Annotated in this window: 29 protein-coding genes and 2 pseudogenes; 18 read left to right on the top strand and 13 right to left on the bottom strand. The window is 45.7% G+C overall.

The features are described from left to right. Positions 1-46: 46 nt before the first annotated feature. The 4 genes and pseudogenes from ACTWJ7_RS31145 (at position 47) to ACTWJ7_RS31130 (ending at position 4,970) form a co-directional block, all read left to right on the top strand. A complete protein-coding gene (locus ACTWJ7_RS31145; RefSeq protein WP_443146209.1) occupies positions 47-1,198 on the top strand; it encodes a Gfo/Idh/MocA family oxidoreductase in 1,152 nt (383 codons plus the stop codon). After that, on the top strand, positions 1,195-1,716 hold the full coding sequence (locus ACTWJ7_RS31140) for a GNAT family N-acetyltransferase (RefSeq protein ID WP_024631297.1): 522 nt from the start codon (positions 1,195-1,197) through the stop codon (positions 1,714-1,716). Before ACTWJ7_RS31145 ends, ACTWJ7_RS31140 begins: the two co-directional genes overlap by 4 nt. A 150-nt stretch (positions 1,717-1,866) precedes the next feature. Continuing rightward, positions 1,867-3,244, top strand: a pseudogene (locus tag ACTWJ7_RS31135) (amino acid permease). A gap of 280 nt (positions 3,245-3,524) precedes the next feature. Continuing rightward, positions 3,525-4,970, top strand: a complete 1,446-nt coding sequence (locus ACTWJ7_RS31130; RefSeq protein ID WP_443146208.1) for an alpha/beta hydrolase family protein — start codon at positions 3,525-3,527, stop codon at positions 4,968-4,970. A gap of 26 nt (positions 4,971-4,996) precedes the next feature. Here the strand turns inward: ACTWJ7_RS31130 and ACTWJ7_RS31125 are convergent, their stop codons facing one another. Genes ACTWJ7_RS31125 through ACTWJ7_RS31115 form a run of 3 tightly spaced genes read right to left on the bottom strand, consistent with a single transcriptional unit; the run spans position 4,997 to position 5,978 of the window. Beyond that, on the bottom strand, positions 4,997-5,140 hold the full coding sequence (locus ACTWJ7_RS31125; RefSeq protein ID WP_443146207.1) for a hypothetical protein: 144 nt from the start codon (positions 5,138-5,140) through the stop codon (positions 4,997-4,999). Then, complete coding sequence (locus tag ACTWJ7_RS31120) at positions 5,125-5,463, bottom strand: hypothetical protein (RefSeq protein ID WP_443146206.1); 339 nt, start codon at positions 5,461-5,463, stop codon at positions 5,125-5,127. The genes ACTWJ7_RS31125 and ACTWJ7_RS31120 overlap by 16 nt, the downstream gene beginning before the upstream one ends. Beyond that, positions 5,460-5,978, bottom strand: a complete 519-nt coding sequence (locus ACTWJ7_RS31115; protein ID WP_443146205.1) for a MerR family transcriptional regulator — start codon at positions 5,976-5,978, stop codon at positions 5,460-5,462. Before ACTWJ7_RS31115 ends, ACTWJ7_RS31120 begins: the two co-directional genes overlap by 4 nt. Positions 5,979-6,406: 428 nt before the next feature. Between ACTWJ7_RS31115 and ACTWJ7_RS31110 the strand changes: the two genes are divergently transcribed. Next, a complete protein-coding gene (locus ACTWJ7_RS31110) occupies positions 6,407-7,309 on the top strand; it encodes an SDR family oxidoreductase (protein WP_024631293.1) in 903 nt (300 codons plus the stop codon). A gap of 125 nt (positions 7,310-7,434) precedes the next feature. On the opposite strand, the gene ACTWJ7_RS31105 is transcribed toward ACTWJ7_RS31110, so the two are convergent. Next, complete coding sequence (locus ACTWJ7_RS31105) at positions 7,435-9,978, bottom strand: transglutaminase domain-containing protein (protein WP_301880827.1); 2,544 nt, start codon at positions 9,976-9,978, stop codon at positions 7,435-7,437. A gap of 316 nt (positions 9,979-10,294) precedes the next feature. Between ACTWJ7_RS31105 and ACTWJ7_RS31100 the strand changes: the two genes are divergently transcribed. Next, a complete protein-coding gene (locus ACTWJ7_RS31100; protein ID WP_301880826.1) occupies positions 10,295-10,714 on the top strand; it encodes an ester cyclase in 420 nt (139 codons plus the stop codon). A 52-nt stretch (positions 10,715-10,766) separates the two neighbouring features. On the opposite strand, the gene ACTWJ7_RS31095 is transcribed toward ACTWJ7_RS31100, so the two are convergent. Next, positions 10,767-11,531 carry a GNAT family N-acetyltransferase gene (locus ACTWJ7_RS31095; RefSeq protein WP_301880825.1) on the bottom strand — a complete coding sequence of 255 codons (765 nt, stop codon included), beginning with the start codon at positions 11,529-11,531 and terminating at the stop codon, positions 10,767-10,769. Positions 11,532-11,699: 168 nt separating this feature from the next. Here ACTWJ7_RS31095 and ACTWJ7_RS31090 point away from each other — a divergent pair, with 168 nt between their 5' ends. From ACTWJ7_RS31090 to ACTWJ7_RS31080, 3 genes are read left to right on the top strand one after another with little or no spacing between them, the layout of a single operon-like run. Continuing rightward, positions 11,700-12,362 carry a M48 family metallopeptidase gene (locus ACTWJ7_RS31090; protein ID WP_285079922.1) on the top strand — a complete coding sequence of 221 codons (663 nt, stop codon included), beginning with the start codon at positions 11,700-11,702 and terminating at the stop codon, positions 12,360-12,362. Positions 12,363-12,403: 41 nt separating this feature from the next. Then, positions 12,404-12,790, top strand: coding sequence for an iron chaperone (locus ACTWJ7_RS31085; RefSeq protein ID WP_079350434.1), 387 nt, complete (start codon positions 12,404-12,406; stop codon positions 12,788-12,790). A gap of 48 nt (positions 12,791-12,838) precedes the next feature. Continuing rightward, on the top strand, positions 12,839-13,372 hold the full coding sequence (locus tag ACTWJ7_RS31080) for an isochorismatase family protein (RefSeq protein WP_079350433.1): 534 nt from the start codon (positions 12,839-12,841) through the stop codon (positions 13,370-13,372). Between the two features lie 183 nt (positions 13,373-13,555). Here ACTWJ7_RS31080 and ACTWJ7_RS31075 read toward each other — a convergent pair whose 3' ends face one another. Beyond that, positions 13,556-13,630 (bottom strand): putative holin-like toxin, encoded by a 75-nt coding sequence (locus tag ACTWJ7_RS31075; protein ID WP_367620549.1) that lies wholly within the window; start codon positions 13,628-13,630, stop codon positions 13,556-13,558. Positions 13,631-13,733: 103 nt separating this feature from the next. Then, entirely contained in the window at positions 13,734-14,021 is a 288-nt protein-coding gene (locus ACTWJ7_RS31070) for a hypothetical protein (RefSeq protein WP_079350432.1), read from the bottom strand. A 143-nt stretch (positions 14,022-14,164) separates the two neighbouring features. On the opposite strand from ACTWJ7_RS31070, the gene ACTWJ7_RS31065 reads away from it, so the two are divergent. The 6 genes from ACTWJ7_RS31065 to ACTWJ7_RS31040 all read left to right on the top strand — a co-directional run bounded on the left by ACTWJ7_RS31065 (position 14,165) and on the right by ACTWJ7_RS31040 (position 18,881). After that, positions 14,165-14,374, top strand: coding sequence for a helix-turn-helix domain-containing protein (locus ACTWJ7_RS31065; RefSeq protein ID WP_017690565.1), 210 nt, complete (start codon positions 14,165-14,167; stop codon positions 14,372-14,374). Positions 14,375-14,575: 201 nt separating this feature from the next. Beyond that, positions 14,576-15,535 (top strand): glycosyltransferase family 39 protein, encoded by a 960-nt coding sequence (locus ACTWJ7_RS31060; RefSeq protein WP_443146204.1) that lies wholly within the window; start codon positions 14,576-14,578, stop codon positions 15,533-15,535. A gap of 2 nt (positions 15,536-15,537) precedes the next feature. Further along, the gene (locus tag ACTWJ7_RS31055; RefSeq protein ID WP_443146203.1) at positions 15,538-15,840 is read left to right on the top strand and encodes a hypothetical protein; all 303 of its coding nucleotides are present in this window, start codon (positions 15,538-15,540) and stop codon (positions 15,838-15,840) included. A 322-nt stretch (positions 15,841-16,162) separates the two neighbouring features. Continuing rightward, complete coding sequence (locus ACTWJ7_RS31050; RefSeq protein ID WP_079350430.1) at positions 16,163-16,750, top strand: hypothetical protein; 588 nt, start codon at positions 16,163-16,165, stop codon at positions 16,748-16,750. Between the two features lie 391 nt (positions 16,751-17,141). Continuing rightward, a complete protein-coding gene (locus ACTWJ7_RS31045) occupies positions 17,142-18,146 on the top strand; it encodes a phosphotransferase enzyme family protein (RefSeq protein ID WP_079350429.1) in 1,005 nt (334 codons plus the stop codon). 204 nt (positions 18,147-18,350) lie between these two features. Then, entirely contained in the window at positions 18,351-18,881 is a 531-nt protein-coding gene (locus tag ACTWJ7_RS31040) for an HAD family hydrolase (protein ID WP_079350428.1), read from the top strand. Positions 18,882-19,093: 212 nt separating this feature from the next. On the opposite strand, the pseudogene ACTWJ7_RS31035 reads toward ACTWJ7_RS31040, so the two are convergent. Together ACTWJ7_RS31035 and ACTWJ7_RS31030 are read right to left on the bottom strand one after the other, a co-directional pair. Continuing rightward, positions 19,094-19,285: pseudogene (locus ACTWJ7_RS31035) on the bottom strand (DUF6366 family protein); the annotation flags it as partial. A 141-nt stretch (positions 19,286-19,426) separates the two neighbouring features. Then, positions 19,427-20,032 carry a hypothetical protein gene (locus ACTWJ7_RS31030; protein ID WP_079350427.1) on the bottom strand — a complete coding sequence of 202 codons (606 nt, stop codon included), beginning with the start codon at positions 20,030-20,032 and terminating at the stop codon, positions 19,427-19,429. Between the two features lie 324 nt (positions 20,033-20,356). On the opposite strand from ACTWJ7_RS31030, the gene ACTWJ7_RS31025 reads away from it, so the two are divergent. Genes ACTWJ7_RS31025 through ACTWJ7_RS31015 form a run of 3 tightly spaced genes read left to right on the top strand, consistent with a single transcriptional unit; the run spans position 20,357 to position 21,248 of the window. Beyond that, positions 20,357-20,806, top strand: a complete 450-nt coding sequence (locus ACTWJ7_RS31025) for a hypothetical protein (protein ID WP_079350426.1) — start codon at positions 20,357-20,359, stop codon at positions 20,804-20,806. Further along, positions 20,803-20,991 (top strand): hypothetical protein, encoded by a 189-nt coding sequence (locus tag ACTWJ7_RS31020; protein WP_443146202.1) that lies wholly within the window; start codon positions 20,803-20,805, stop codon positions 20,989-20,991. Before ACTWJ7_RS31025 ends, ACTWJ7_RS31020 begins: the two co-directional genes overlap by 4 nt. Then, entirely contained in the window at positions 20,931-21,248 is a 318-nt protein-coding gene (locus ACTWJ7_RS31015; protein ID WP_443146201.1) for a hypothetical protein, read from the top strand. The genes ACTWJ7_RS31020 and ACTWJ7_RS31015 overlap by 61 nt, the downstream gene beginning before the upstream one ends. Before the next feature lie 244 nt (positions 21,249-21,492). Here the strand turns inward: ACTWJ7_RS31015 and ACTWJ7_RS31010 are convergent, their stop codons facing one another. From ACTWJ7_RS31010 to ACTWJ7_RS30995, 4 genes are all read right to left on the bottom strand, one after another. Continuing rightward, entirely contained in the window at positions 21,493-22,074 is a 582-nt protein-coding gene (locus ACTWJ7_RS31010; protein WP_443146200.1) for a hypothetical protein, read from the bottom strand. After that, entirely contained in the window at positions 22,071-22,703 is a 633-nt protein-coding gene (locus tag ACTWJ7_RS31005) for a hypothetical protein (RefSeq protein WP_443146199.1), read from the bottom strand. Before ACTWJ7_RS31005 ends, ACTWJ7_RS31010 begins: the two co-directional genes overlap by 4 nt. Before the next feature lie 20 nt (positions 22,704-22,723). Beyond that, complete coding sequence (locus ACTWJ7_RS31000) at positions 22,724-24,145, bottom strand: MBOAT family O-acyltransferase (protein ID WP_301880820.1); 1,422 nt, start codon at positions 24,143-24,145, stop codon at positions 22,724-22,726. A 111-nt stretch (positions 24,146-24,256) separates the two neighbouring features. After that, positions 24,257-25,408 (bottom strand): hypothetical protein, encoded by a 1,152-nt coding sequence (locus tag ACTWJ7_RS30995; RefSeq protein ID WP_079350422.1) that lies wholly within the window; start codon positions 25,406-25,408, stop codon positions 24,257-24,259. Between the last annotated feature and the right edge of the window lie 9 nt (positions 25,409-25,417).

Genomic DNA, 25,417 nt, shown 5'->3' with positions numbered 1-25,417 from the left:
AGCGAGTCAGGCTGGCGATTGTCGGTGGCAACCGGGGGCAAGCTTTTTGAATGCCTTGCATTCTTTGGCTGACCGTATTGATTTGACGGCTACTTGTGACTTGAATGAATTGGTGCTGGAGCAGTGGAAGGGGATTTTTCCAGGAATCAGGACGTACAGCGACTATTCGGAAATGCTGCAGGATGCTTCGATTGATGCAGTATTCGTGATCAGCCCGATGCATATGCATGCTCGGCATTCAATTGATGCGCTGAACGCAGGCAAGCATGTGTTAAGTGAGGTCATTGCGGTACAGTCGCTTGAGGAAGCCTGGGAATTGGTCGAGACGGTGGAGCGTACGGGATTGAAATATATGATGTCGGAAAACTATTGCTTTTCCAGGTCCAATCTGACGGTTAATCATATGGCACAGCAAGGTCTATTCGGAGAGATCACCCATGTGGAGGGTGGCTATATTCATGATTTGCGTCATCTGATTCATCATCCGAACGGCTCGCTAACCTGGCGGGGTCAGCTTCACCAGAATTACAACGGAGTCAATTATCCGACACATTCCATTGGACCTGCCGCACAATGGATTGCACTGAATAAACCCGGAGGTGATCGGCTTAAAAGCATATCGGCGCAAGTCTCTGAACCGCGAGCGCTTCAGAATTATTTCAGTGAGCAATTTGGCAAGGATCACCCGGCTGCCCGTGAAGGCTACTGGAGCCAAGGGGATTCAGCCGTTGCCGCTCTGAAAACCGAGAAGGGTGTTCTAATTACGCTGCGTGTCGATTGGGTTTCCGTTCGGCCCCACAATAAAACGCATTATATGCTGCAAGGAACCAAAGGCGCTTATTTGTCAGCGCGCCATCCATATGAGGAAGACCTCGTATGGCTCCAGGACCGCTCTCCTGTCAATGGGGAGGATGGCTCGGAAATGTGGGAGGAGATGTCCCGTTATCAGCCGGAATATGACCATCCAAAGTGGAAGCAGTGGGGCCATCTGGCTGCCGGAACGAAGCATGGCGGGGGTGATTTTCTGGTGCTGGAGGAGTTCATCTCCGCCATTCAGGAAGATCGAAGTCCGCTGGTTGATGTCTATGACGCCGTGACCTGGAGTTCGGTTTTCTTCCTTTCCATGGAATCCGTGAAGTTGGGCGGGAACACCGTGACATTTCCGGATTTTAGAGGAAAGGCGGGCTCTGAAGGATGAGGGATGAACGCTCCAAGCTGGTCATGAAAAAGGAAACGTTGGCGGATCTGCCGCAGCTGGACATACCGGAAGGCTACAAGCTCAGATCATTTCACCCCGGAGATGTTACAGAATGGGAGCATGTGATCCGCATTTCCTTTGCGAGGGAAATTGCCTTCGGCGACAAGATTGGTTTCCAGCCGCCATTTATGCCGGAGAAGATTCTGTTTCTCTGTTATGAGGGACTTGCTGTCGCCACTGCTGTAGCTTGGGAGAAAGAGGATGCCGATATCAACTGTGGATATTTGCATATGGTGGGCGCTCTGCCGGGACATTCAGGGAAGGGACTGGGGTATACCATCGCCCTGGCTGCCTTGCACCGAATGAGAGAAGAGGGCAAACAAGCAGCCCTGCTTGAAACCGATGACTTCAGGCTCCCGGCCATTTCTATTTATCTCCGGTTGGGGTTTGTTCCTTTACTTGTGGAGGAAGAGCATAGTGGTCGCTGGGAAAGGATATTCAACGAACTGATGAGTTAGTGCATAATGAATCCGCTTCCTTACATTCCTTGTTGTATTTTTCTGACGCATCTCGTACAATTTGGTGAAGTAATTCTGCATTGCGGTAATGCGAATGTGGAGTTGTAACCTTACAATCGTAAGATGTACACACGAAAAGGGGAATGTCGTTTGGAATCAAAGCAACTATCTAGAGGGCTTAAGCCCAGACACGTTGAACTGATTGCACTTGGGGGCACCATCGGCGTTGGATTGTTTATGGGATCGGCAAGTACGATCAAGTGGGCAGGTCCTTCGGTGCTGTTAGCCTATTTGCTGGCTGGGATCATTATCTTTTTTGTCATGCGGATTATGGGGGAAATGCTGATACAGGAGCCAGTGACCGGTTCGTTTGCCACATTTGCTCATAAATATATTAGCCCGCTTGCCGGGTTCCTGACTGCCTGGAGTTACTGGTTCCTCTGGGTTACGGTGGGTATGGCGGAAGTGACGGCGATTGGAATCTATGTGGGTTATTGGTTCCCGGATATACCACAATGGCTGCCTGCCTTGGCTGGCGTGCTTATTATTGCGGCGGCGAATTTGGCAGCTGTGAAGTTTTACGGCGAGTTTGAGTTCTGGTTTGCCTTGATCAAGGTGACAGCGATTGTCTTCATGATTGTAATCGGAACCGGGCTGATCTTCTTCGGTCTGGGTAATGGTGGTGAACCGATTGGTCTGTCAAATTTGGTAAGCCATGGAGGATTTTTCCCGGGGTCTAAAAGGATTTTTATTTGCCCTGTGTATCGTAACGGCTGCCTATCAGGGCGTCGAAATGGTCGGAATTACGGCAGGAGAAGCGGAGAATCCGAAGGTTACGCTGCGTAAAGCGATCAAAAACATCGTGTGGCGTATTCTCATTTTTTACGTCGGGGCGATCTTTGTCATCGTGACATTGTATCCTTGGAATGAAGTCGGAGAAACGGGAAGTCCGTTTGTACTGACCTTCGCCAAAGTCGGGATTGTAGCCGCTGCGGGCATTATCAACTTTGTTGTACTCACTGCCGCGATGTCAGGATGTAACAGTGGGATTTATAGTGCAGGACGGATGCTTTATACGCTTGCAGAGAATGGACAGGCACCGGCCTTTTTCAAGAAGCTGTCCAAAGGCGGGGTTCCCCGCAACAGTATTATCATCACGATTTCTTTGCTGCTGATCGGTGTGGTGCTGAACTACCTGATGCCGGATTCGAAGCTCTTCCTGTACATCTACAGTGCAAGTGTTCTTCCGGGAATGGTTCCGTGGTTCGCACTTGCTTTTAGTCAATTCAGATTTCGTAAGCGTTGGGGCAACGAGATGGGAGACCACACCTTTAAGTCCAAATGGTTCCCGATCAGCAACTACATCATCATCGTATATCTGACACTTGTTATTATCGGTATGGCATTTAACCCGGATACGCGATTACCGCTGATTGTCGGGGCTACATTTATGGCGATCGTTGTGATCGGATATTTCGTATTTGGCATAGGGAACAGACAGCGGGTAGATGGAGGAGACGACCACTAGCCTCAGCTCAAAGATAAGATGGTGCGGCACTCGTAGTGGCAAGGTGTATAATTTCCCTAGTCAGCTTATATCGTAACATCATACGTGCATTCCTTGTCCACATTGGAATCCTTCGGGAGATCCAGTGTGATGCAGGGAGTGCTTTTTTTGTTTTTCAAAATTGAGGCTTGAATCTCCTGTTACCGGAGGTTTTATGATTGGTAATAGAAGAGCTGCTGCACGATATAGCTCAAATTCAATTGTGGCAGAGAAGGGGGCAAGGACAGATGAGGACACTAGAATGGATTTATCTTATTTTCAATGTCGTAATGCTGGTGTGGTTGATTGGGGGAGGAATAAATCCTGGAACATGGTATGGGGAGGCTTGGTCATATCGGGTGCGTTATTACTGTTTCATGGGTTGGTCGAGGGCCTGCGGTGGCCTATGATTCCGGCGTATCTGCTCACACTGGTTCCACTGATTGTGTTAATCGCTAAGAGGTCGAAGTCAACCGTGGAGCGGAAATTCGGACGTGTGCGAGTCATCGGAACATCCCTGTTGATATTGGTATATGCAGTCGTGACCATCGGGCTTCCACTTCTGTTCCCGGTATTTTCGTTTGATACACCAGCAGGTCCTTACGGAATCGGTACGGTTTCCTATGACTGGACGGATGAGAGCCGGGAGGAATTGCTGACGAGTACAGCCGGGGACAAAAGGGAATTGATGGTGCAGATCTGGTATCCGACGGATAAAGACACCAAGGGAACAACAGCTCCTTATGTGAATGATCCGGAGGTCTATGCAACAGCCTTTAATGATGTGCTGAAGCTGCCAAAGCTTTTATTTTCAAGCCTGAGTCAAGTTAAAACCCATGCCATTCAGGAGGCATCATTATCTGATGCGGAAGCCAAGTATCCGGTCATCCTTTTCTCTCATGGTCTGCATGGCTATGAAAATCAAAATACGTTCCAGGTGGAGCAGCTGGTCAGCCAAGGTTATATTGTTGTGGGCATTAATCATACGTACAGCAGTCTGGTCTCCGTGTTCCCGGATGGGCGTGTGGCGCAGTTTGAATCCGAGGGCAAGGAAGGCTTCGATCAGCTGCAATTCAGTTATATGGACAAGCTCAACGAGACATGGGTGAAGGATGCGCAATTTGTGCTGGATGAAGTGGAAAAGCTGGCGGAAACTGATCCGTACGGGCGTTTTAACGGTCATATGGATCTGGATAACATCGGCATGTTTGGACATTCATTTGGCGGGGCAACAACGGTACAGATGCTGATGGATGATCCTCGTGTCAAAGCAGGCATGAACATGGACGGCGTATTGTTTGGGGAGAAACGCATACCGACAGCAGGCGTTGGCAAACCGTTCCTGATGATGAGTGCAGACACGACTGTTGCAGGTACAAGTGTTATGAGTGACGATGAGATTGCAGCTATGGGTACGACCCGCCCGGAAGCAGAGAAATACTACGAAGTAGTATATACCCGTTATGAACCGATGACCGCAGGAGGGAACTACTGGATGGAGCTGAATCAGACCAAACATCTGAGCTTCTCGGACCTCTATCTGATATCTCCTATTCTCGAATGGTCACAGGGTGTAGATGCTAAGGGAGCCCACCAAATCGTGAACGATACAACGATCGATTTCTTCAACCACTATCTGAAAGGACAACCGCTCCAGTTGGACAGTGAAGTGGGAGAACATACATCCTATTCATTGAAAAAAGGCTGAACAACCAAATGGAAGAAGACTGAATTTCAGTCTTCTTCCATTTGGTTTAACCGTAGTCGCATGCCTTCCTGCAACAGATTAATGCCGTCTACGATCTGGCTCCATTCGGGATTCACGATCTTGCAGAGCTTGTTAAAACGAAGGATGCGCTCTGTCACGGAGTCGAGCATATAACGAGCCTGTTTACGAAAAATGCTTCCGGATCATCAGCATGTTCAACACTGGCGTACATCATCACAAAATCCCACACCATGCTCTGCACTGCGAGGCTATCTAACGGCCAACGTTTCTCCAGAGCTTCAGTGGCACGAATGCGGAGGGTCTCCATTTTTTTCACCCAGGCGTCTGCCTCAATCTGTGGATGATTCGCCATAGTGAAGAAGGGAAGTTCAAGACGGGCCAGATCGACGATGTAGGCCGGATCGTTGATGATTTCCTGAATTTCCTTCCATGCCAGTGTTTGCTGGGCAGACAGCTTCGTATCTTTCATCATGTATTTGTCGAAAAAATGCAGAAACGAAACTCTCCATTCATGCGGAATGCCGTCCAGCAGATGAGATTCTTCCATTTTGGTGGAGATGAACTTTTTCCTTTTTGGGCATTGGCGGTTAGCGAATCCACCAGACTTGTAACATACGCAAGAGACTGTCCGGAATGGAGCGTATCTTCTGCTTCATGCTGTTTGGCTTGTTGCAGAATGGAGAGCATGGAATTCATTGTTCCGATCTGAGTTTCCAAGGCTTCGATCTGTAAGTCCAGCGCTTGTGATACGCCAAGTTCACCAGACATCAGCTTGCGAATATCCGGTATGCCAAAATTCAAATAGCGAAGTGTTGTGATCAGTTCCAGGCGCCACACGTCTTGTGGTGTATAGAGACGGTGACCACCTTCCGTATGAAAAGAGGGCCGGAGCAGCTCGATTTCATCGTAATAACGAATCGTTTTGACCGTCGAGCCGATCATTTTGGCCGCTTCACCGATTGAATAAGTATCTTTGCTTTGGTCCACAAGATCACCTCATCATCTATTATACAACCTCCAGTCACTGGAGATTCAAAGTCGGAAAGTTTCCCATGGAAATGTTCAGAGCCAGTTTAAATTCCACCCATCTCGGTTACAAAGGAAAGAGTGCAACTTTTATGAAAACAACATAATAAAGAAATTTACATTTACACAGTCTATTTAAATTGAACTTATTTTCTACACATTAACGTAGAGGGCAGAGAAAGCCTGGAGAAGTGAAACTAAAAGCTTTCTAAAAGAAAGCTGCTTCGAAAGGATATGCTTCGCCTTTATCACCGGATTTCCCCTTAATTAGGGATAGAAAAAATCTGGGGATAACAGCGATCGGAAGGTTGCTCTGACCGCGTAGTGACCAGTGTAGAATCATTTCGTTCTATTTATAGGGTGTAAATTAATCCGAGGAGGAATTGAACATGGCTAATCAAGACCAGCACACCATGCAAGATCCGACGACACAATATCCAAAGGCAACATCAGATTGGAAGCAGCAGCAGGAGGAGCCGGGGCTTCAACGTGAAATGACTCCTGTACCTGATGCCGGTGAAAAAAGTTATAAAGGCAGCGGGCGTCTGACCGGCCGCAAAGCGGTTGTAACCGGAGCAGACAGCGGTATTGGTCGGGCAGCAGCTATTGCTTTTGCCCGTGAAGGCGCGGATGTCGTCCTGGCTTACCTTCCTGAGGAAGAAGCCGATGCGAAGGAAGTGGTTAAGCTGATCGAAGAAGCAGGCCGCAAGGCTGTTGCGATTCCAGGTGACCTCAAGGATGAGAAATACTGCGAAGAACTTATTGAATCTGCTGTAAAAGAGCTCGGCGGGATCGATATTCTTGCCAATGTGGCAGGGAAACAGCAGTTTGTTGAGCAGATCGCCGATCTGACCACAGAACAATTCGATGCGACATTCAAAACCAATGTCTATTCGATGTTCTGGCTCTGTAAAGCAGCTGTGAAACACATGAAGCCAGGCAGCTCCATCATTAACACGTCTTCTATTCAGGCATACAAGCCATCTCCAATCCTGCTGGATTATGCGACAACCAAGGCAGCAATCAACACGTTCAGCAAAGCGCTGGCCCAACAAGTTGGCAGCAAAGGCATCCGTGTGAACGTCGTCGCTCCAGGCCCGGTATGGACACCGCTTCAGGTCGTTGGTGGACAACCCGTAGAGAAGCTTGCTGATTTCGGCTCCAATACGCCGCTTGGCCGTGCAGGACAGCCTGCGGAAATGGCGCCTGCGTTTGTTTTCCTAGCGAGCCAGGAATCCAGCTATGTGAGCGGCGAGACATTGAACGCCAATGGCGGTACTGTTAGTCCGTAATTGGGATATAAAAAAGACCTATGAAACATAGGCTAGTGATCATAGGCAAGATAAGCAAAGAACTCCATTCCCGACGAAGGTGAATGGAGTTCTTTCTTGTTATGGAATTTTTCTTGATTAATGAATTACTTCTGTTCCGGGTTAGGTTCCAGAATGGCGTAGCTACCGAGTGTAGCCAATTGCGCCGTACCCAGAAGGGCTTCATCGAATGCAGCTAGAGCTTCACCTGCAGCGGTCATCAGTTCATCTGAATCAACGGGCGATGCAAAACGGAGAATAACCCGTTTCTCCCCATTTTTCAGTTCACTCTCAGCCTTTGTTTTGTATTCACTAATCGAAGCGACTTCGAGATCGTTCTGTACATAATAATCGTTCGCATCACTTTCGCCATTAAACAGGGCAAGTTCAGAATCAAGCCAGTAATCCTTATCCGCTATCGATTTCTGACTTGCAGCTGTCTCATCATTTGCATTGTACAGGAAGTAAGGAATACCGGAATTGGTCAGGTTATTGGTGGCATCCACATGGAACCATTCATTCCCGATTTTGACCTTATTCCACGCATGAGGAACACCGCTGGACGCTCCCGTTACGACAATGCTTTCCAGTCCAGACAGATCGGACAGCAGTTTGTAAACAGAAGCATAGCTGGCACATACGCCAACGCCTTTGACAAGAATACCGTATGTTGTAAACGAATCATTGAACTGTGCGTCGACATGTTTAAAGTTGTTCTGTTCCGCATTTTCAAGTGCCGCATCATCATACTCCGCGTTATCGTTCAGATAATCGTAGATGGCTTTCCGTTTCTCATCATCCTTCATGCCATCCTTGATGATGGAAGCGACAACTTCGTTTGCTTTGGCAATAATCTCGTCCTGTTTCTTATGGATCACATCTGCCGACTCATTGTAATGGATCGAAAGGGTAAGTGTGCCGTAATTGTATTCAAAACCTTCCACACCCAGAATCAATGGATTCTGGTACATCACTTTCAGGACCACATCTGAGAGCGTTGTGAAGTTTTGGGCTTCTGGAAAAGCTTTCAATGAAATCTTGTCTTGGGCTGCAACCATGTTTTTAGCCAGAACTTCTTCCAATGCAGAATCTGCATTGATCATGGCATCGCCTGTAGCAGGTTCAGGAACCGTTTCCTGATTACCTTGCTCTACATTTTGCTGTGTATTGGATTTCTGCTCATCCACCAAGTTGTCTTCTTCAGTTCCGGAGGCTGAATCAGGAGATTCACTCGAAATTTCGTCAGAAACTTTATCGGAAGCCTTATCGGAAGCCTTATCGGAAGTATCATCGGAAGCCTCGTTGGATACCGGGTCAGTTTTATCTTCTGACGTTGCAGAATGGGTTGCGGACTCCGTAGATGGAGCTTCTTCCACCGTCGGTTCTGCTCCTGTTTCCGTTGAAGGCTCAGTCGCAGGCGCATCATGATTGTTGATAATGGTTGGCACATCAGGTGCAGGGACGTAAGGTGTGTCGTTCTTTGGTTCCACCAGTCCGTTACTGGAATCGGCCACGGTTTGTTGGGCAAGTCTATCCAGGTCTTCTTGGGTCACATTCTCCACTCGTACGTAACTTTTCAGAGCTGTTCCTTTAATATGAAAAGGAATATTTGTTTCATTGAACTCCGACATCTCTACGTTGGTAGTATCATAGACAATGGTTTCTTGGGCTAGAGAGCCGTCATTGTACTCAACTGTTGTTTTCTGAGGAAGTACATCTATATTCTTTAATTTCTCCCTATACAATTGTTCTTTCAAAGCTGTCGGTAACTGGGAAGCAAGCGGAGCGGTAGGTACACCTTTACTAAAATTGGATTCTTTGCCTCCACCGATTGCAGTGACGTAATATTCTCCTCGTATACCATGGTTCTGATGAGTCGTGATCATTTCATTATAAGTCGCAAGCCCGCCCTTGCCGTCCTTCATAAAATCATTAAAGGAAGTCTCAGTCGTTACCGCAATATCTAAAGGTAGACTATTGCTGAAAGCATCCTCTTCGCCAGTTAAAGGTTTGTTTGTATCAAAGTCGGTTAGGTCAGAACGTTTATAAATTTTATATTCAGTTGCGCCTTCCACCTTGTCCCAGACCAACTTGAACCGTCTATCTTTGTCAATTTCGTATCTTAGGTTGGGTACAGGTAACTCCGATCTCACCGTAAACGGAATGATAATTGGTTGATCGAGCAATGTCAGTTTCTCTGCGTCCGGATCATAATTCAGACGAATGTAATAAATTGGGGCTCCACCCCAAGAGCTTTGACTCTTGGTTCTCATTGAATCTGAGCTTAAAACTCCCCAACCAAGAGGTTTAATAGAAATACTATTGTCATGAATATTTGACAACAATGCTACTTCACTTGCTTTAAGTGCTTTTATATCGGTATGTACTGAAATCATATCACTCAGCGACCAGTTAGATTTTCCCAAATCCGCTTTAAACTTGAACGTAAATTCTTCATCTTGTGCTACGTTATACATCGGCATGATCGCTTTATTTGATTCGGAGCCGTACTTCTGCTTCAAACTTAATACACTAGAGCCTTCTAATATTTCTGTGGGGTTATTCTCGGACGGGCTACTCTCCTTGTTATTGCTCTGGCATCCCGCCAATAACAGGGTGAGCGTAAACATAATCAAAAATAAACGTTTCATGGTACACCACTTTCTCGTTTTTCTAAGTTGTTCCAAAGGCTAATTTCTAAAAAATCTAAACACCGAAGATTATCATTTCTGGTTAAAACCTATTTTCGAACCTCTTATAATCAAAACCTCCTATTAATTCCCTAATGTCTTTTGCTAGTCTATGGTCATATAGACTTATTGTCAAGATATGTAATGGTATATTATGACTATATACAATAGAGTAAGAATCCTGTATAAGAGCTAGTTAAATTGATTTTTACGAGAGAGTGAGATTCGTCGATACTTCTGGTACAAGCATGATAAAACGAAAAATGGAGTGGATTGGATGACGCCAGAACAGATTGTTAGAACTTTTTTTGAAGAAGTGCGCTCGGGTCGTAATCTTGATTATGCCAATACACTGATGGCCGAGCAGGTACTGGCTCACCAGGTGATCTCGGAAGAGGAAGTGACAGTCAGAAGAACTCCTTCCGTCTATGCGGATCATGTGAGGGAAATGATTGAGGCGTACGGAGATTTTTCACTCCAGATTCAGGAGCTGCTGGCACAGGGAGATAAGGTATATGTACGCTGGAAACAAGTGGGTACTCATGTCGGAGAAGTGGATGGATATGCGCCGACCCACCTGCCAGTGATTGAAATTGCGAGTGCGGTATACCGGGTGGAGAATGAGCGAATTGCAGAATACTGGATTCAGATCGACAGGCTGGGGATCGAAAAACAATTGGAACGTAATCAGAGCTGAGAACCAGCTCTTTTTTTGTTTAAATTGTTCGAAGCTAAAAATCTGATCTAGATCAGACTTGGGTTTCCTTGACCCTATACCAGTAGGTATAGATCTCCGAGAATCCAAGCTTGGCATACAGTTTTAATGCGGGTGCGTTATTAGCAACTACTTGCAGGTAACTGGACGTAGCGCCATTCTCTTTTCCCCAATGCAACAGATGAAGGATCATCTGCTCGGCCAATCCCCGATTCCGAAAGTTAGCGTCTGTAATGATGTCATACAATGCAATATAGCCTCGTTCCACCACACCGAATCCACAAGCAACGACTTGTCCGTCGAGGAACAGCGAGATGAAACCTGTGCGCGTACGGATGTTGGTCAACATTTGTTCCATCGTTCCCCGATGCAGATCATTCACTTGATTCAATCTGCAAAAGTGATCCAACCACTCTCCGGTTAATTGTTCGTTTATTTTTACTTCTGAGTACTCAGGCTCCTTAATGGTTTCCAGACTCCGAGTCTGGACCTGGCTCAGATCCACAACATCATACCCCTTTTCATGCAAAAGCTGGTCGAGACGATCCGGCTGGATAAACGGTGTAATCTTAAATATGGTACTTAACTGATTGGAAGCGTAGATTCGCTCGCATTGCTCGATCTTTTCATGCACATCCTGGATCGAGTAGTGAAGAGGTTGAATGGAGTTGGCACGCTTCGTATATCCCTGTGCAAAACGCAGTAACCATCCGTCAAAAAGCAAGGTGGATAAGGGCTGCCAATGGTTGAGCGATAGTTCCTCAATGGTTTTATAATCCGGATTCGATGTAGGGGTCATATCTATCCTCCTATCTTATAATTTTATAATAATACATATTTATGAATAAAAATTCAATTAAAACATTATAATTCGCTGAACATTATGCATGGAGTTACTGAATAGGTTACAATCTGAAGAATAAATCAGAATTTTGACATTGAAATATCGGAAGAAGTGGAGCACGTTATGCTAACTATTGAAATAAACAATCATCCTATTACCTGTCATATTGAATATGGAAAACGCAAGAAAGTCTCCATCACTATGGATTTACCTTATATGGTCACAATCAAGGCTCCCAATGGCACCAGCGAAGAAATGATTCAACAACTTGTGGAGCAGCATGGGGAAGTGATTTTGACGAAATCAGCCTTGATGCAGCAGGCGCTGGATGGTCCTCAAGCCAAGGAATACGAAGAGGAAGGCAAGGGAAAGTTCCTGCTTTTTGGCCAAGAACATGCGCTGCATGAGTTAATTGACGTAGAGGGTTATTCGGAAGAAGATTTGCGTGCGAATCTGAAGAAGTTTTATTTTGCCGAGTGTAAAAGAATGATCGGTGAGCGCATCGGCCGTTACCAGCAGGAGTTGAAGGTGAAGCCGAAGTCTGTGGATATCGTGGAATCGGCGACCAAGTGGGGAAGCTGCAGCTGGGACAAAAAACTTACGTTTAACTACCGCTTGGCGATGGCACCGCTGGAAGTGATTGATTACGTGATCATTCATGAATTGTGTCATATTCACCACATGAATCATGATCGTTCGTTTTGGCGTCGTGTTGGCAGTATTATGCCAGACTACAAAGCCAAGGAAGATTATCTGATGCGAAATGGCCGAGCCATGACGTTGTGAAAAATGCCATACCACGAATGGACGTGCGGAAGGAGTTCAAGATGTCAGAGAGTACCACTTCTGATGTGCTGGTAGATGAATATATCTCTCAATTTCCTTCGGATGTACAGGATAAATTACAGGCATTAAGACAGATTATTCGCGCTTCCGCTCCCAATGCGGTGGAGAAGATCAGTTACAAGATGCCCACATATGCAGAGCACGGAAACTTGGTTCATTTTGCCGCTTACGCCAAGCATATCGGATTTTACCCGAGTGCCAGTGGGATCGAAGCATTTAAGGAAGAACTCTCACGGTATAAAGGAGCCAAAGGATCGGTGCAATTTCCCATAGATCAGCCATTGCCAGAAGAATTGATCCGCAGAATTGTGGAATTTCGGGTACAGGAAAATGCGAAGAAGGCTTTGGAAAAGAAACGAAAGAAGTAGTGGAAGTGGGAAAACGTCTATCGATCAACTAAAGCAAGGGGAAAGCATATGAACAAAGCTCTGATTGTATTGGATGTGCAATACGGGATTACGTCATTGAGGGATTTCACAGTACAGGTAGGGAACATTGAAGCAGTTATCGCTGATTTTGAACAGCGGAATGAACCGGTCATTTACTTGAAACATGTAGACTATGACCACGAGGGATCTTCACTATTTTACAAGAATGCTGCGGGTCTGGAGATTGTAGTCGACACTGGGCGGCATACGATTCTGGAAAAAAGTAAACCTAACGCCTTTAGCAACCCGGAGTTGAAGAAATGGCTCGATGAACATCAGGTGGAACATGTGTTTATTGTGGGATTTAATACAGAATATTGTTGCCTGTTTACGACAATTGCGGCCGAGCATGAAGGGTTCAAAGTCACTCTGATTGAGGATGCAACGGGTTCGGTAAATACAGAAGGTACTTATGAAATGCCAGGATTGGACATTCAGGACTTTGTCGGTTCGGTTCTGAACTGGTCCAATTGTATTGAGGTTTTATATTTGCACGAGTATAAGGAATTGTATGAGGATTAACACGGTTTATATATGACTTCAAAGATTTGAGTATGGTATAATTAGAGCAGATTAGACGTAAAATGCAAAGAGGGCCGTGCTGGTAACACGACTCTCTGAGCAATAGCCGCTTTTAAGGGCGGTGGGCTTCAGTAACATAAGGGCACGATGAAATAGACCGCATTCCTTTGCTATGGGGGCGGTCTATTTGCGTTTATCGGACAGAATGGCAACGATGAGCGTACCAAAGGTAAGCATCAACATGATTGCTTCAAACACTGTCACAGGGCATCCCTCCCTTCATGGCGAGGTAGCCGACCGACCCTTTAAGCCTATTCTATTGCTTTGTTGATTATAGCATATTTTGTAAGAAGCTATGGCGTCAGAATCTGTGTATATGTAACTCGCTCATTAGTTGCAGGGCATCCCGAAACCCTTGTAAATAAATCTCTCTTTCCAGAAGTGTTTGAATAGAAAGTTGAGTATCTTCATATAAAAAAATGGTCTGATTCAGATATTCAGGTAAAGCTTGGCGAATGGTATGAAAATAATGATCAGATTCTTCAGATAGTTGGGTATAATCAGGCTGCGTGTGAGACAAATTGTTGTATAATAACTCTAAGCGCGTTCGGATTAACGGTTCTGCCAAAGATTCCAGAGATTCTATCATTTTTGCACACCTCTTTTAGGAAATGTATAGATATTGAGCTTATATATGAACACTACAGTGTACATTATATTCATTCAAATATACACTTTGTGGTGTGCTTTGTCAACACTACAGTATGCATTATAGTTTGGAGGAGAACATGTATGATTAAGATTCATTTATCTCGAATTATGGGAGAGAAAAGAATTAACATTGCCGATTTATCCCGACTAACCGGACTACATAGAAATGGGATTGCCAAATTATATAATGAGGAAACAGATGGCGTGAAGTTCGATACGCTGAATCGAATATGCGAGGCTTTGGATTGTGAGATCCAGGATATTATTGAGTTTATTAAGGACGAAAAGTGATCTTCAACGATTAGCCTTAAAGCCCATATACTCTTTTATAAAAATAGACATACGGACCGTTCCCTTAACCAAGGGACGGTCTTTTTTGTGCTGTAAATCATCTCCCAATGAGTATTCATTCGCACGAATCTGAATTCAGCCTTTTTTCAGGTAGAGGCATTATACTATTCCCGAATCCTGTACTGGAAAAGGAGTTTTGGCATGTCTAAGGTGATCCATAAGTCGCTTTATCTCATTCTGCTTATTTTTGTCGGTGTGTTTATCGTTTCGTCCCTGTTTGTCCGGGCGCAGTACAATTACACCTTGTACGGGGATAATCCGATTCTGGGCGCACAGCAGTGGAGTATTTTTATCCCGGTGATTGCGTTGCTTCTTGTATCCGGTACCCTGCTATACCGCCTTTGCCTGAAGCTGAACAAAGCCAGCCCAAAGGTTGTTATTCCGGTGGTGCTGCTATGTTCTCTAGCTATTCAAATCATAATTATCTTCGTATTTCCAAGAGTGCCTACCGATGATTCACAGACGGTGCTTTCACTCGCCATGAACATGCTCTACGATCAGGACTATTCCTCGTTCGAAACGGGCGGATATTTGCATATGTTCCCGTTCAACTTTTCTACCGTCTTGTATTTAAAAACATTGCTGTACCTGTTCCCGGATAATTATCTGGTAATCAAGCTGTTCAATATTTTGTTTTCAACCGTAACGACATTAATGATTTATCTCATTTATAAACAGTTAAATAACAAGTCCACGGAGCGTGATTACGGGGTTCTGATCTTCGCGGCGACGTATCTGCCGTCTCTGTTTCTGAATAACCTGATCTATAACGATGTGATTGCCACGGCATTTCTCACGTCTTGTCTGTATTTTTTGATTCGGTTCATACGTGAAAAGTCCTGGAAAACAATCCTTATCGCTGCCATTCTGCTCGCGGTTGGAAACTACTTCCGAAGCGTCGGCGTGATTGTGCTGATTGCCGCCATGTTAACCATTCTGCTGAATATGCGAAGTATTGGAATCAAGAAAGGAATTGCCTCCATTTTTGTGCTGGCTATGTTGTATAGCGTCCCAGGTTGGACTCAGAATGCGGTCTTGAATTCTTCTGGTGCTGTAAGTGAACCTGTTGGGAAAACTCGGCTCCGGTCTATATGTGGCTGAACATGGGTATTAATCTCGAAAGATTCGGCTTCTGGGATAATATGGAGAGCTACCAGATCTATCAGAGAGATGCTAATTATAATAAAGCTGAAAGTACAGAGCTGTACAAGCAGGAGATTGAACGGAAACTGTCAGAAGCCAGCTTAAGTGATTTGGCCCAGATGTATTACAAAAAGATCATTTGGACCTGGACCGAAGGAACCTACCAAATGGATCGATATGGCATCGGTAATGAAAGCTCCTCGGGGATGGGGAAGGAAGAGGTGGTGGAATTGCCGGCTCCTATAGTTATACCAATGCGGTAACGGACTTGTTTCAGGGAGATTCCGTCTACCGGACGGGAGTGCTCTGGGTCGTTTATGTGATGAATTTCTTGATGTACTGCTTTATTGTCATTCGCTTAATCGGTAGTATTCGTGGAAAAAGGTATGATGAGGTCTCTTTAATTCTGATTATTCTCGGATTTATCGGATTCTATATTCTGTGGGAGATTAAATCGAGATATATCTACCCCGTATATCCGTTGCTGGTTGTGTTGTCGTACATGGGATTCAAAGATGCATATAATTTCATATTTTATAGAAAACTTGGCTGGGAACGCTCTTCCCTGAGAAAGAGGTGATCCGTATGCGAAAAAAAGGTTATCTCACATCGGCTATGCTCCTGTTGTTTACCTGCACAGTTTTTCTATCCGCCTGCGACGCCATCACTGCCCAGAACATTACGAATACCGGTTCCGCCCAAGGCATGAATGGTGGCGGAATGATGAATGGCGGTGGCCCTGGCATGAACGGAGGAACGCAGAGAGGCGGGGGCCAAGGAATGAATGGCAGAACAGGTAGCACGGACGAGATGAGGGGAATGATGAATGCCGACCTTACGGGCAGAGTTATTTCCGTTGAAGGAAGCACAGTCACGATCGCATTACTTGAGGTGCAGGACAACTCAACCACAGGCTCCACGAATGGAAATGGAAGACAACCAGGCGTCTCCAGAGGCGGGAGTACAGACATGAAGGATACTGGCATCGAAATGAAATTGAACATTGGTGATGATGTGAACATCTCACAAGGAATGGGCATGGGGGCACCTGGTAACAACCAAAGCGCCGATTCTTCCATTCAGGTATCTGATCTGAAAGAGGGAGATGTCGTTATGGTGTGGTACAAAGAGAACACGGAGACTGTAGAACGCATGGTTGTTACACAATCCTGATAACCTTTGCCTGTAATCAATTATTGGAGTATTATGGAAATAACTTGTTTTTCGGAAGGAGTGATCGTCATGAAACGACGGGCTAAGATGATGCAAAGCGTGGCTACAACAATTAAGGTGAATATGAACTGAATAGATCCGGCAGAGCAATGGAAGCATGACGAAGCATTTGTATTTTTGCTTATGTGACGAAATCCAAAGTCTGCCGACATATAGGATATAACTGCTCCTTTTTCCTGGTATTCACGAGGTTTATTTGCTTATGAAAGTATACCTCGTGCACCCGGAATTTTTTGAAGCCGCAGGCATAGCCTGCGGCTTTTTGCGCGCAAAAATAGGAATCGGAACCCTAAAAGCGTTCTATTTAAACGACCCATAAGGAGATACGCCCATGTTAAAACTTAAATATTTATTCCATAATAACGATCTCGCCGAGATGATTTTGAAAAACTGGAGTTATGATTCCGAGTCACTGGACATGTTTCAGTATTATCGTATATCCTCCAATGCCGTGTATCCGTTCAGAGATCAGGGAGAGGTTCGGTTGCTTCGTTTTGCCCCGGTAGAGGAGAAAAATCAAACCAATCTTGCAGCGGAACTGGAGTTCCTGTCCTATCTTAAACTAAATCAATATGGCGTCATGGAAGCTGTTGCCTCCCATACCGGAAAAGAGCTGGTAGAGGCCCATACGCCTTGGGGAATGTATTATGCCTCCGTTTTCAAACGAGTGCCGGGTAACCAGATGGGTAGTATTGATTTGAATGACCAGATCGTGTGTAGCTTGGGTGAGGCATTGGGGAGGCTGCATCGTTTATCTTGCGAATACACACCTAAACAGGCGAAACGCTGGACGTATACGGATGTACTGGATTGGATGAAGGACGTGCTGGGGGAGTTCCCTGGCGAGACTGCGGCGCTCAATGAGGTAGAAGTTCTCCGGAGTTGTTTTGCACATTGGCCCGTTACACAGCAGACCTTCGGGTTAATTCATTATGACTTTGAACTGGATAATGTCTTCTATGACGAGGAGAGTCAGTCCTGTTACGCCATTGACTTCGATGATGCGATGTACCACTGGTATGCAATGGATGTGGAGCAGAGCCTCGATAGTTTACAGGAGGAAATCCAGCCGGAACAATGGGAGCAGAAGAAGCAAACGTTTATGCAAGGGTATTGGGCAGAAGCTGGAGACACCTATGATATGGAGTCGATGTTCCCTGCATGCCGTCGCTTTGCCAATCTGTACGGTTACGTACGTGTGCTTCGGTCTGGAGCAGAACATTGGGCGCATGAGCCGGAATGGATGAGTGGATTAAGAGTAAGGTTGAATAAAGCGATGGCAGCAAAAGCAAAGCTATTCGGTAAGCAGCAGAACCTCCAACTACCGTCCAATTGATCCTGATTATTTTTTCGGTCGAGATGATTAAGCTTAAATCAGGTATCCGCACGAGCTCGACGAAAAAATGATTGATTTTTTATTCGTCTCCATTGTAACATTGGATTAAGCGCTATACCTTATTTTGGAACATCATTGTATATGGTCAAACGGAAACCGGCAAGTCGTTACACCAATTGAATGAAGAGGACGGTCATAACGGACATGGACGACAAAAAGCTAATTATCTTTTTTGACAGCGGCGATACCATCGTTGATGAATCTACCGAGATTCGGGACGAAGAAGGAATTGTTCTGACTGCGGATCTGATTCCGGGTGCGGATATCACGATTCAAAAGCTTCATGAACAAGGATACACACTGGCCTTGGTTGCTGACGGCGATGCACAATCCTTCAAGAACGTATTTAAGCAGCATGGACTTCATGATTATTTTAGCACAATGATTATTTCGGAGAATATTAAAGCCAGCAAGCCAAGCCCGCGGATGTTCAAGGCAGCAATTGGTGCCCTTGATTTGTCTGAAGGGGATTTTTCCAGGACGGTGATGATTGGTAATAACCTGAGTCGTGATATGAAGGGAGCTAACGCACTGGGCATCACCAGCATCTTTCAGAGCTGGACGCCTCGTTATCCCCATGAGCCGATGGATGAGACAGAACGTCCAACTCATACAGTTGGTGAACCGCTGGAGTTGCTTGAACTTATTGAACGGCTGAATGCCGAGGTCAAATAAATAATCAATTTCGGCCAGCCCTTGAGCAGAAGGAAAGAATCTCATTCAACCTTCTGCTCAAGGGCTATTTTTACTTTTCCACATGAGAAAATGATAGAATGATCGCGAAATCAGGAACGGGGGTAGGTGATTCACATGGAAGAACCACATCGGAAGGGGTACTCACCAAGGATTTATTCAAGTAGCAAAGAGTGCATCGTTACCTATCCTTCTCAGAACACTAATTTATAAATTACATAGCCTACTATGAATAATATAATGAGGATTCCGGTGCCTTTCCATCCCAAACTGCCAACTAAATCGGATAAGCTTCCCAATTGAGCACGATTGATACCATCACCAAACGTACCCATGGAGTTTCCCTTTAATTCTTCTTGTCTCAAACGTTCTCTTTTGGCTTCGGGCGTTTCTTCTCGAAAATCATTTAATCACCCCTGAGATTTCATTTTTTCGGTAAGCAGAACCTATATTAAACAAGAGCACAGGTGATCCGGAGTAAGCCAGGAACGCCTTGTGCTCTCTGCTGTATTTAAATGATGTGGAATTTAGGCTTCAATGCTTAGATCAAAATCAGGTTCACACATATAGTCGATCGGGTAGAGATCATCTCTTGCCGAGATTAATGCACGGAGATGAAGGTACACATTGTTGGGCTGCACCACAACACCACCGACAGAATAGGGAACAAGTTCTGCTACGACAAAAACATCCTCTGCATGGTTACATTTGAAGATTACATTATCCGGGTTGCACACTTCCTCCATATAACAGTAAGTCATGACATGGAAGGAACGTCCCTTCCAATTCGTCTTAATCACTTTATAGGACTGCGTCCGCACAAGATCAAGATAACGCTCCAGTGCAAAGGTATGCTCAAACTGGGTGATGTACCCCTTTTTATCCACATCAATCGTAAATTCCACATCATAGCTCTCTTGAAACTCTTCTTGGAACGTTCCCTTCATCATCTTCATCGCATCAAAGGTTGTTCCGAATTCAGGATTTTCCACATAGGGAATGGCTATGAGGTCTGGATCAACATGGTGAGTAATCTCACTTTTATGGGAAACGCCCGTATTAAACTTGGTAGGCTGAAGATCAATTGAACCAATCATACTTCCGGGGAAACCAGGACTGCAACTTATTCGCATAGTCATCTCCTTCGTTGTTAATCAATTATTAGACGAAAGAATGAGGGGGAAGTTGCGCCAGAATAAGGAAATTGAGACTGGTTGCGGAGTGTTCTGCTTATCGTGGGCTTTTGGATGGGTAAATAGAAATGTCTCCATTTCCATTCGTCTTGTTCTTTTGATACAGTATTTATATGTTTCATGAATGGGTGATGGGCAACCACACTCGATATCGTTCTGCAATTAAGTTGTCTAACGGGATAACAGGTTAGGTTATAAAGTTAAAAGCTATCTTACAGCCAGAGGGCTTATACTCATCATGTTTGATTCATTAGGAGGCTTAATATGTTATCCAATAAAGTGATTGATTATTGTCAGAATCAGGGCTGGTGGCATGAAGATGTACCAGCAGAGTATGAAGAAGCTTTACGTCAACTGGGTATAGATCTTGAATCTGATTTTGCACATTTTTATTTGCATGCGGATGATGGTCCGACCTTTTACAGCAGACATCAGGAGATCTATCAGATCTGCTGGGTTATGGAAAACACCGTATACTTGGAGGACATGACAGTGGCTCAACTTACGCTTGGATTGCCAGAAGCCTACATACCGCTGGACAGCTTTGAGGGCGAGGGTGGATTCTTTTATAACCGCCAAACGGGAGATGTGGCTCTGGTGGAGCTGGGTGAATCGATCGAACGTTTTCTGAGCGGTGAAAGCACACCGCAGTGGGCGAGTTTCAATAACTTTCTGGAATGGTATTTCGAACTGGAGGAGGAGGTTGCGGAGTGAAGGATCTGACACCGGAGCATCCCGAACTGGAGAGACAAATTATTGAAACGGTAGAAGCAGGCAATGTTCTGGATGAAACGCAGCAGCATGAGCAAGCCCTGATCTATTATGATCAGGCTTGGGGATGCTGCCCGAACCGAAGACGGACTGGGAGATTGCGAGCTGGATTGCTTCCTGTCACGTGAATGCACATATGGACCTGGAGCAGTTCACACTGGCGAAACCTTGGGCTGAAATAGCCCTGCAAACGCGAGGTTCGGATATTAATACGGGTCCTATAATTGATCTTGGTATCGTCTGCATGCGACTTGAGCAGCATGATGAAGCTTTTGCTTATTTGGAGCAGGCGTATGTATATGGCAAGGAAAGAGCGTTTCAAGGCAGCCCGCGTGACGTTTTACAATATTATAAGGAACAAAAGGCGAAGCGTGAACGAAACTGATCTATTGGAATACAAAAAGAAAGGGTACCCTGTCTGCCAGATTATTGGCTGTGGGGTACCCTTTCTTATGTTTGACTACAAGATCATACCTGAACGGAGGAGGCAGAAAGAATCTGGAGAAGCGAAGCGTTCACCTTTATCACCGGATTTCTCCCTAATAAAAAGGGATAAAAGAAATCTGGGGATAACAGTGATCGGAAGATTGTTCTGCCACTGTAGTGGTAAAGTATGATCCTTCACCGAGTTAATCTTTCGATCCGTAAGGGAAAAACTCATCTACGAGATCCTGCGGTGATATCGACACAAAGACGTGATCCAGGTCGGTTTTGCTGGCGAAATCCATGATGTCTCCCGTATAATACCGTGGATCAATCAGGTAAATCTCAGACACGACGGTGGACAAGAAGGAGATCATCGGCACTGCGAGAGAGTCCTTGATGAACATGACTTTGAGTCCGTTCGATTTGTCTTTGTTCACCACATGAACGATTCCCTGATTCCCGTACAGGTACGTAAAGTACTTGTCAGCAGTTAGATCATAGGTAGCTCCTTGCACATTCAGTGGATAGGTCGTGAGCAGCGCATCCTCGAAGCGGCCATTCAGTGTGGCTTCCGTCTCACCGGTCTTAAAGTAGAAGGAATAGTCCGTTTTGAACTTCGGATAGATCAGGTCAAAGTCATCGTCACCAGCAAAATATTTCCCGGCTTTTCGCCCCTGTGATCCAATAAAAATATCCTGATACGGAACTACATTGTAGTTATTTAAGTCCGTGAAATAATGATCCGGGTCCAGCGGTTTGTCGTACATGCCGTCCAGATGATTCACGAGCTGACCGAAGGCCCAGAACGCGGTCTTGATTTTCCAGTGATGATCCGTGGTAAAGAGAGATCATTTGCCGGAATACCGCTTTCCAACAAACCTTTACGCAGATCAACTGTATCGATGCCATCCTGCTTGAGATTGGCCAAAAAGCCATCGGCTGTTTCGTTGTTATAATTGTACGGAATTCCCTCTGGAAACTGCGTATAGCCTCGCACGTATTTGTCTGGTGTCATCACATAGGTCAGCTTCGTTTTGGGGTCCAAATGTGCTCCCAGCGCAGCCACCCGATCCGACAGATCTTTCGTATCCGTCGGCCCAGTAGCGAAGTAGGTATAGTGCAGCTTGCCCTCCATGTCTTTCACAACCTCGAAGTTGTTCTCCTCGTTCTTCCACATGAGTGACTGCATATATCCGTACGCTTCCACGAAGCCGAATTTCTCGAAGACATGCTCATTAATGTCGTCATCCAGTTCGTGGATCAGTTCTTTGGCTTCAGAATAATGGTAGTCCGCTGAGGCCAGCGTCTTTTGGATCGGCCCGAAGGACTGAATGATATTCAGGACAGAGAACGTCACGAGCACGAGAATGAAGAGGAAAGCCGTGATTCTCTTTTTGGCAAAAAAGTTGTGCATGCTTGTGCCTTCTCTCAGAATTAGAAATTGAAATAAATAAATGGATTGTATGTACCTTTGACCAGATACGATACACAGATCAGGAATAGAACGATGATCGTAAGCGGATAAGCCAGTACCAATGGTTTGCTGAAACGTGCGCCGTCGACCATCAGTTTGTTCATTCGCGTGGCAATCGGCATGCAGAACAGAATACCGAGGATGAAGAAGAGTGCGTACTCTTTCAGGAACATCCAGGTCGTATCACTCCAGAATCCATTGCCGTACAGTCCAAACATGTTGCCCAGATAGTTGCCAGCTTGCAGCAGATCCGGTGAACGGAAGATCACCCACCCGATGACCACAATAAACATAGCATAGAGATGCCGCAGCGGGTTGAAGCGAGTTCCTTTATCGAAGTTGGATATTTTCTCCAGAGCAATGAATGCGAAGTTAATTAATCCCCAGACTACAAATGTCCACTCCGCACCATGCCATACCCCAGTAAGTCCCCAGACGATGAGCAGATTGCGAATCATTTTATCCTTGTTGGTGACACGTGATCCTCCGAGTGGGAAATAGACATATTCCTTGAACCAGGTGCCCAGCGAGATATGCCAGCGGCGCCAGAATTCGGTGATGGAACGGGAGATATATGGATATCTGAAGTTCTCTTCGAATTTGAAACCGAACATGAGGGCGAGACCAATTGCCATATCGGAGTACCCCGAGAAATCAAAATAAATCTGCAATGTATAGGCGATGGCTCCAAGCCATGCCAGACTTGCCGGAATATTCGAGGTGCCACCCATGCTGAAGATGTGATCTGCAACAATCGCCATGCTGTTGGATAACAGCACTTTTTTACCCAGACCGACAATGAAGCGGCAGCAGCCCAGTGCGAACTTGTCCCAGCTTTCCTTACGGTTGACCATCTGATCTGCAATTGTGTTATAGCGCAGGATTGGTCCGGCAATGAGCTGAGGGAAGAAGGAGATATACAGCGCGACATAAAAGAGATTTTTCTGCACAGCGCCATGTCCGCGATACACATCGATCACGTAGGAGATTCCGTGGAAGGTAAAGAAGGAGATACCTAAAGGTAACGCGATATTCGGGATACTTAGGCCAATGTCGGTATTCTCGTTCACTATCCGCAGCGCGAAGGCCATATATTTAAAAACAAACAGCATACCCAGATTGACAATAAGCATCAACGTAATGATGGTGTAGGCGGCATTCCGTCGTTCCCTGAATTTGTCCACGAGCAGGGCAAAGATATAGTTGAAACAGATGGAAGCCAGCATGATGAGGACAAACCACGGTTCACCCCATGCATAGAAGAACAGACTGGCAACAAGCAGCAGCATGTTTTTGGCCGTAACCGAGAATTTCAGTATGTAATACAGCCCCAGCACAAGCGGCAGGAAATAAAATAGAAAGATTACACTGGAAAAGAGCACTGCCTTTCCTCCTTGAGGATCATATAGGGGGCATGTTGTAGCTATTGATACAACATGCCCAAGTAAAACAGACACCCGGATCTCAGATTCGGGTGATCTGCCAAAGTCATTTTACATGCGAAAAGGACGCCTTGCTTGTCGATCTTCCCGGGAACGCCGCTTTAGAGAGCCAGAGTTTTTCCGTTGTCTTCTCCACAGCCAGTAGAGAATGAGTCCATGGATTCCGGCAGCTGTTAACAAGAGTCGAATAAACCATCCCACCGATGTTTTCATGAGTGGGTCCGCAGGGCTGAGCACCTTGGTAACTTCAGATGGGTCAGGAATAGAGCGCGGGGTCCCGTCTTTCTCCTGAACATTCATGGCTGAGGAGCGATCCAGCATGACGATGGTTGTCAAATTCCATTTGCCATTCACTAGTGCACGTATGGTCGCTCGCTCAGCATCGACATCGGTATGGAGCGTCAGTAGTCCATCCGGTGTGATAGATACTCCCTGCACAGGGCTGTCGAGCTGGAATTTTACATCGGGCATTTCTTTAGAGGTTGATTGAACACCGTATTGGACAATAGATTCCCCGGCTACGGGCTTCACCACACGCTCGTCACCAGTCAATTGCAAGGTGGTCAGATCGTTCTCCACCACCGCTTGCTTCCTGGATATAGGTTTGATATTGCCGATGCGGAAGTTCAGCTTGGCGTTTTCCGGAGTTGTAGTTGTAATGCCCCAGCCAATGACTTTGCCCAGGTTCGCCTGACCTGCCGTGCTGGCTTTGTTCTGGACCATAAGGCTGGAAAAGGGAATACGGATCTGTCCGACAAATCCCGGTTCCAACTCAATCAGACCTGATACCGGGTGAACCAGCTCAGCCTGCCCGGTTGATTTCTCAACAACGATGACGTTTCGATCATCAGATACAGTTAGGGAGAGTTTATCCGATCGAGTCAGTACGATATTAAGAGGCAGCCTTCGGTCCGATTCATTGCGGATGGAGAAGGTCAAGGCCCCATAGCCTGACCAGTCTCGATTCTGCAGCTCATAGACGTAGGCCGAATAGTATCCTTTTTTGAGTCCCAGCGTGGAGCTCTTAATCTGAATACTGCCTTTGTTATCAACGCTTGCCTCTACCTTGGCTCCATTGTTCCATTCATGGAGTGTAGTCCCGCTCACCTTGAGCTGCTCAGCCTGAACAGCCTGAATCGGATACACGCTCCATAACACAGTTAAACTGGCAACAAGCGTCAGTTGTTTCCACTTTTTGATCATGCTTCACTT

Origin of the sequence: Paenibacillus sp. 1A_MP2, assembly GCF_052244825.1 — a bacterium.
GTDB classification, from domain to species: Bacteria; Bacillota; Bacilli; order Paenibacillales; family Paenibacillaceae; genus Paenibacillus; species Paenibacillus vandeheii.
This window is presented reverse-complemented; position numbering and strand designations above follow the sequence as displayed.

What these genes read in the sequence shown, in the direction of transcription:
- ACTWJ7_RS31140 (WP_024631297.1), top strand. Translation starts at nt 1,195, where the DNA reads ATGAGGGATGAACGCTCCAAGCTGGTCATGAAAAAGGAAACGTTGGCG.
- ACTWJ7_RS31130 (WP_443146208.1), top strand. Translation starts at nt 3,525, where the DNA reads ATGGATTTATCTTATTTTCAATGTCGTAATGCTGGTGTGGTTGATTGG.
- ACTWJ7_RS31125 (WP_443146207.1), bottom strand. Translation starts at nt 5,140, where the DNA reads ATGCTCGACTCCGTGACAGAGCGCATCCTTCGTTTTAACAAGCTCTGC.
- ACTWJ7_RS31120 (WP_443146206.1), bottom strand. Translation starts at nt 5,463, where the DNA reads ATGATGAAAGATACGAAGCTGTCTGCCCAGCAAACACTGGCATGGAAG.
- ACTWJ7_RS31110 (WP_024631293.1), top strand. Translation starts at nt 6,407, where the DNA reads ATGGCTAATCAAGACCAGCACACCATGCAAGATCCGACGACACAATAT.
- ACTWJ7_RS31105 (WP_301880827.1), bottom strand. Translation starts at nt 9,978, where the DNA reads ATGAAACGTTTATTTTTGATTATGTTTACGCTCACCCTGTTATTGGCG.
- ACTWJ7_RS31100 (WP_301880826.1), top strand. Translation starts at nt 10,295, where the DNA reads ATGACGCCAGAACAGATTGTTAGAACTTTTTTTGAAGAAGTGCGCTCG.
- ACTWJ7_RS31095 (WP_301880825.1), bottom strand. Translation starts at nt 11,531, where the DNA reads ATGACCCCTACATCGAATCCGGATTATAAAACCATTGAGGAACTATCG.
- ACTWJ7_RS31090 (WP_285079922.1), top strand. Translation starts at nt 11,700, where the DNA reads ATGCTAACTATTGAAATAAACAATCATCCTATTACCTGTCATATTGAA.
- ACTWJ7_RS31085 (WP_079350434.1), top strand. Translation starts at nt 12,404, where the DNA reads ATGTCAGAGAGTACCACTTCTGATGTGCTGGTAGATGAATATATCTCT.
- ACTWJ7_RS31080 (WP_079350433.1), top strand. Translation starts at nt 12,839, where the DNA reads ATGAACAAAGCTCTGATTGTATTGGATGTGCAATACGGGATTACGTCA.
- ACTWJ7_RS31070 (WP_079350432.1), bottom strand. Translation starts at nt 14,021, where the DNA reads ATGATAGAATCTCTGGAATCTTTGGCAGAACCGTTAATCCGAACGCGC.
- ACTWJ7_RS31065 (WP_017690565.1), top strand. Translation starts at nt 14,165, where the DNA reads ATGATTAAGATTCATTTATCTCGAATTATGGGAGAGAAAAGAATTAAC.
- ACTWJ7_RS31060 (WP_443146204.1), top strand. Translation starts at nt 14,576, where the DNA reads ATGTCTAAGGTGATCCATAAGTCGCTTTATCTCATTCTGCTTATTTTT.
- ACTWJ7_RS31055 (WP_443146203.1), top strand. Translation starts at nt 15,538, where the DNA reads ATGGGTATTAATCTCGAAAGATTCGGCTTCTGGGATAATATGGAGAGC.
- ACTWJ7_RS31050 (WP_079350430.1), top strand. Translation starts at nt 16,163, where the DNA reads ATGCGAAAAAAAGGTTATCTCACATCGGCTATGCTCCTGTTGTTTACC.
- ACTWJ7_RS31045 (WP_079350429.1), top strand. Translation starts at nt 17,142, where the DNA reads ATGTTAAAACTTAAATATTTATTCCATAATAACGATCTCGCCGAGATG.
- ACTWJ7_RS31040 (WP_079350428.1), top strand. Translation starts at nt 18,351, where the DNA reads ATGGACGACAAAAAGCTAATTATCTTTTTTGACAGCGGCGATACCATC.
- ACTWJ7_RS31030 (WP_079350427.1), bottom strand. Translation starts at nt 20,032, where the DNA reads ATGCGAATAAGTTGCAGTCCTGGTTTCCCCGGAAGTATGATTGGTTCA.
- ACTWJ7_RS31025 (WP_079350426.1), top strand. Translation starts at nt 20,357, where the DNA reads ATGTTATCCAATAAAGTGATTGATTATTGTCAGAATCAGGGCTGGTGG.
- ACTWJ7_RS31015 (WP_443146201.1), top strand. Translation starts at nt 20,931, where the DNA reads ATGCTGCCCGAACCGAAGACGGACTGGGAGATTGCGAGCTGGATTGCT.
- ACTWJ7_RS31005 (WP_443146199.1), bottom strand. Translation starts at nt 22,703, where the DNA reads ATGCACAACTTTTTTGCCAAAAAGAGAATCACGGCTTTCCTCTTCATT.
- ACTWJ7_RS30995 (WP_079350422.1), bottom strand. Translation starts at nt 25,408, where the DNA reads ATGATCAAAAAGTGGAAACAACTGACGCTTGTTGCCAGTTTAACTGTG.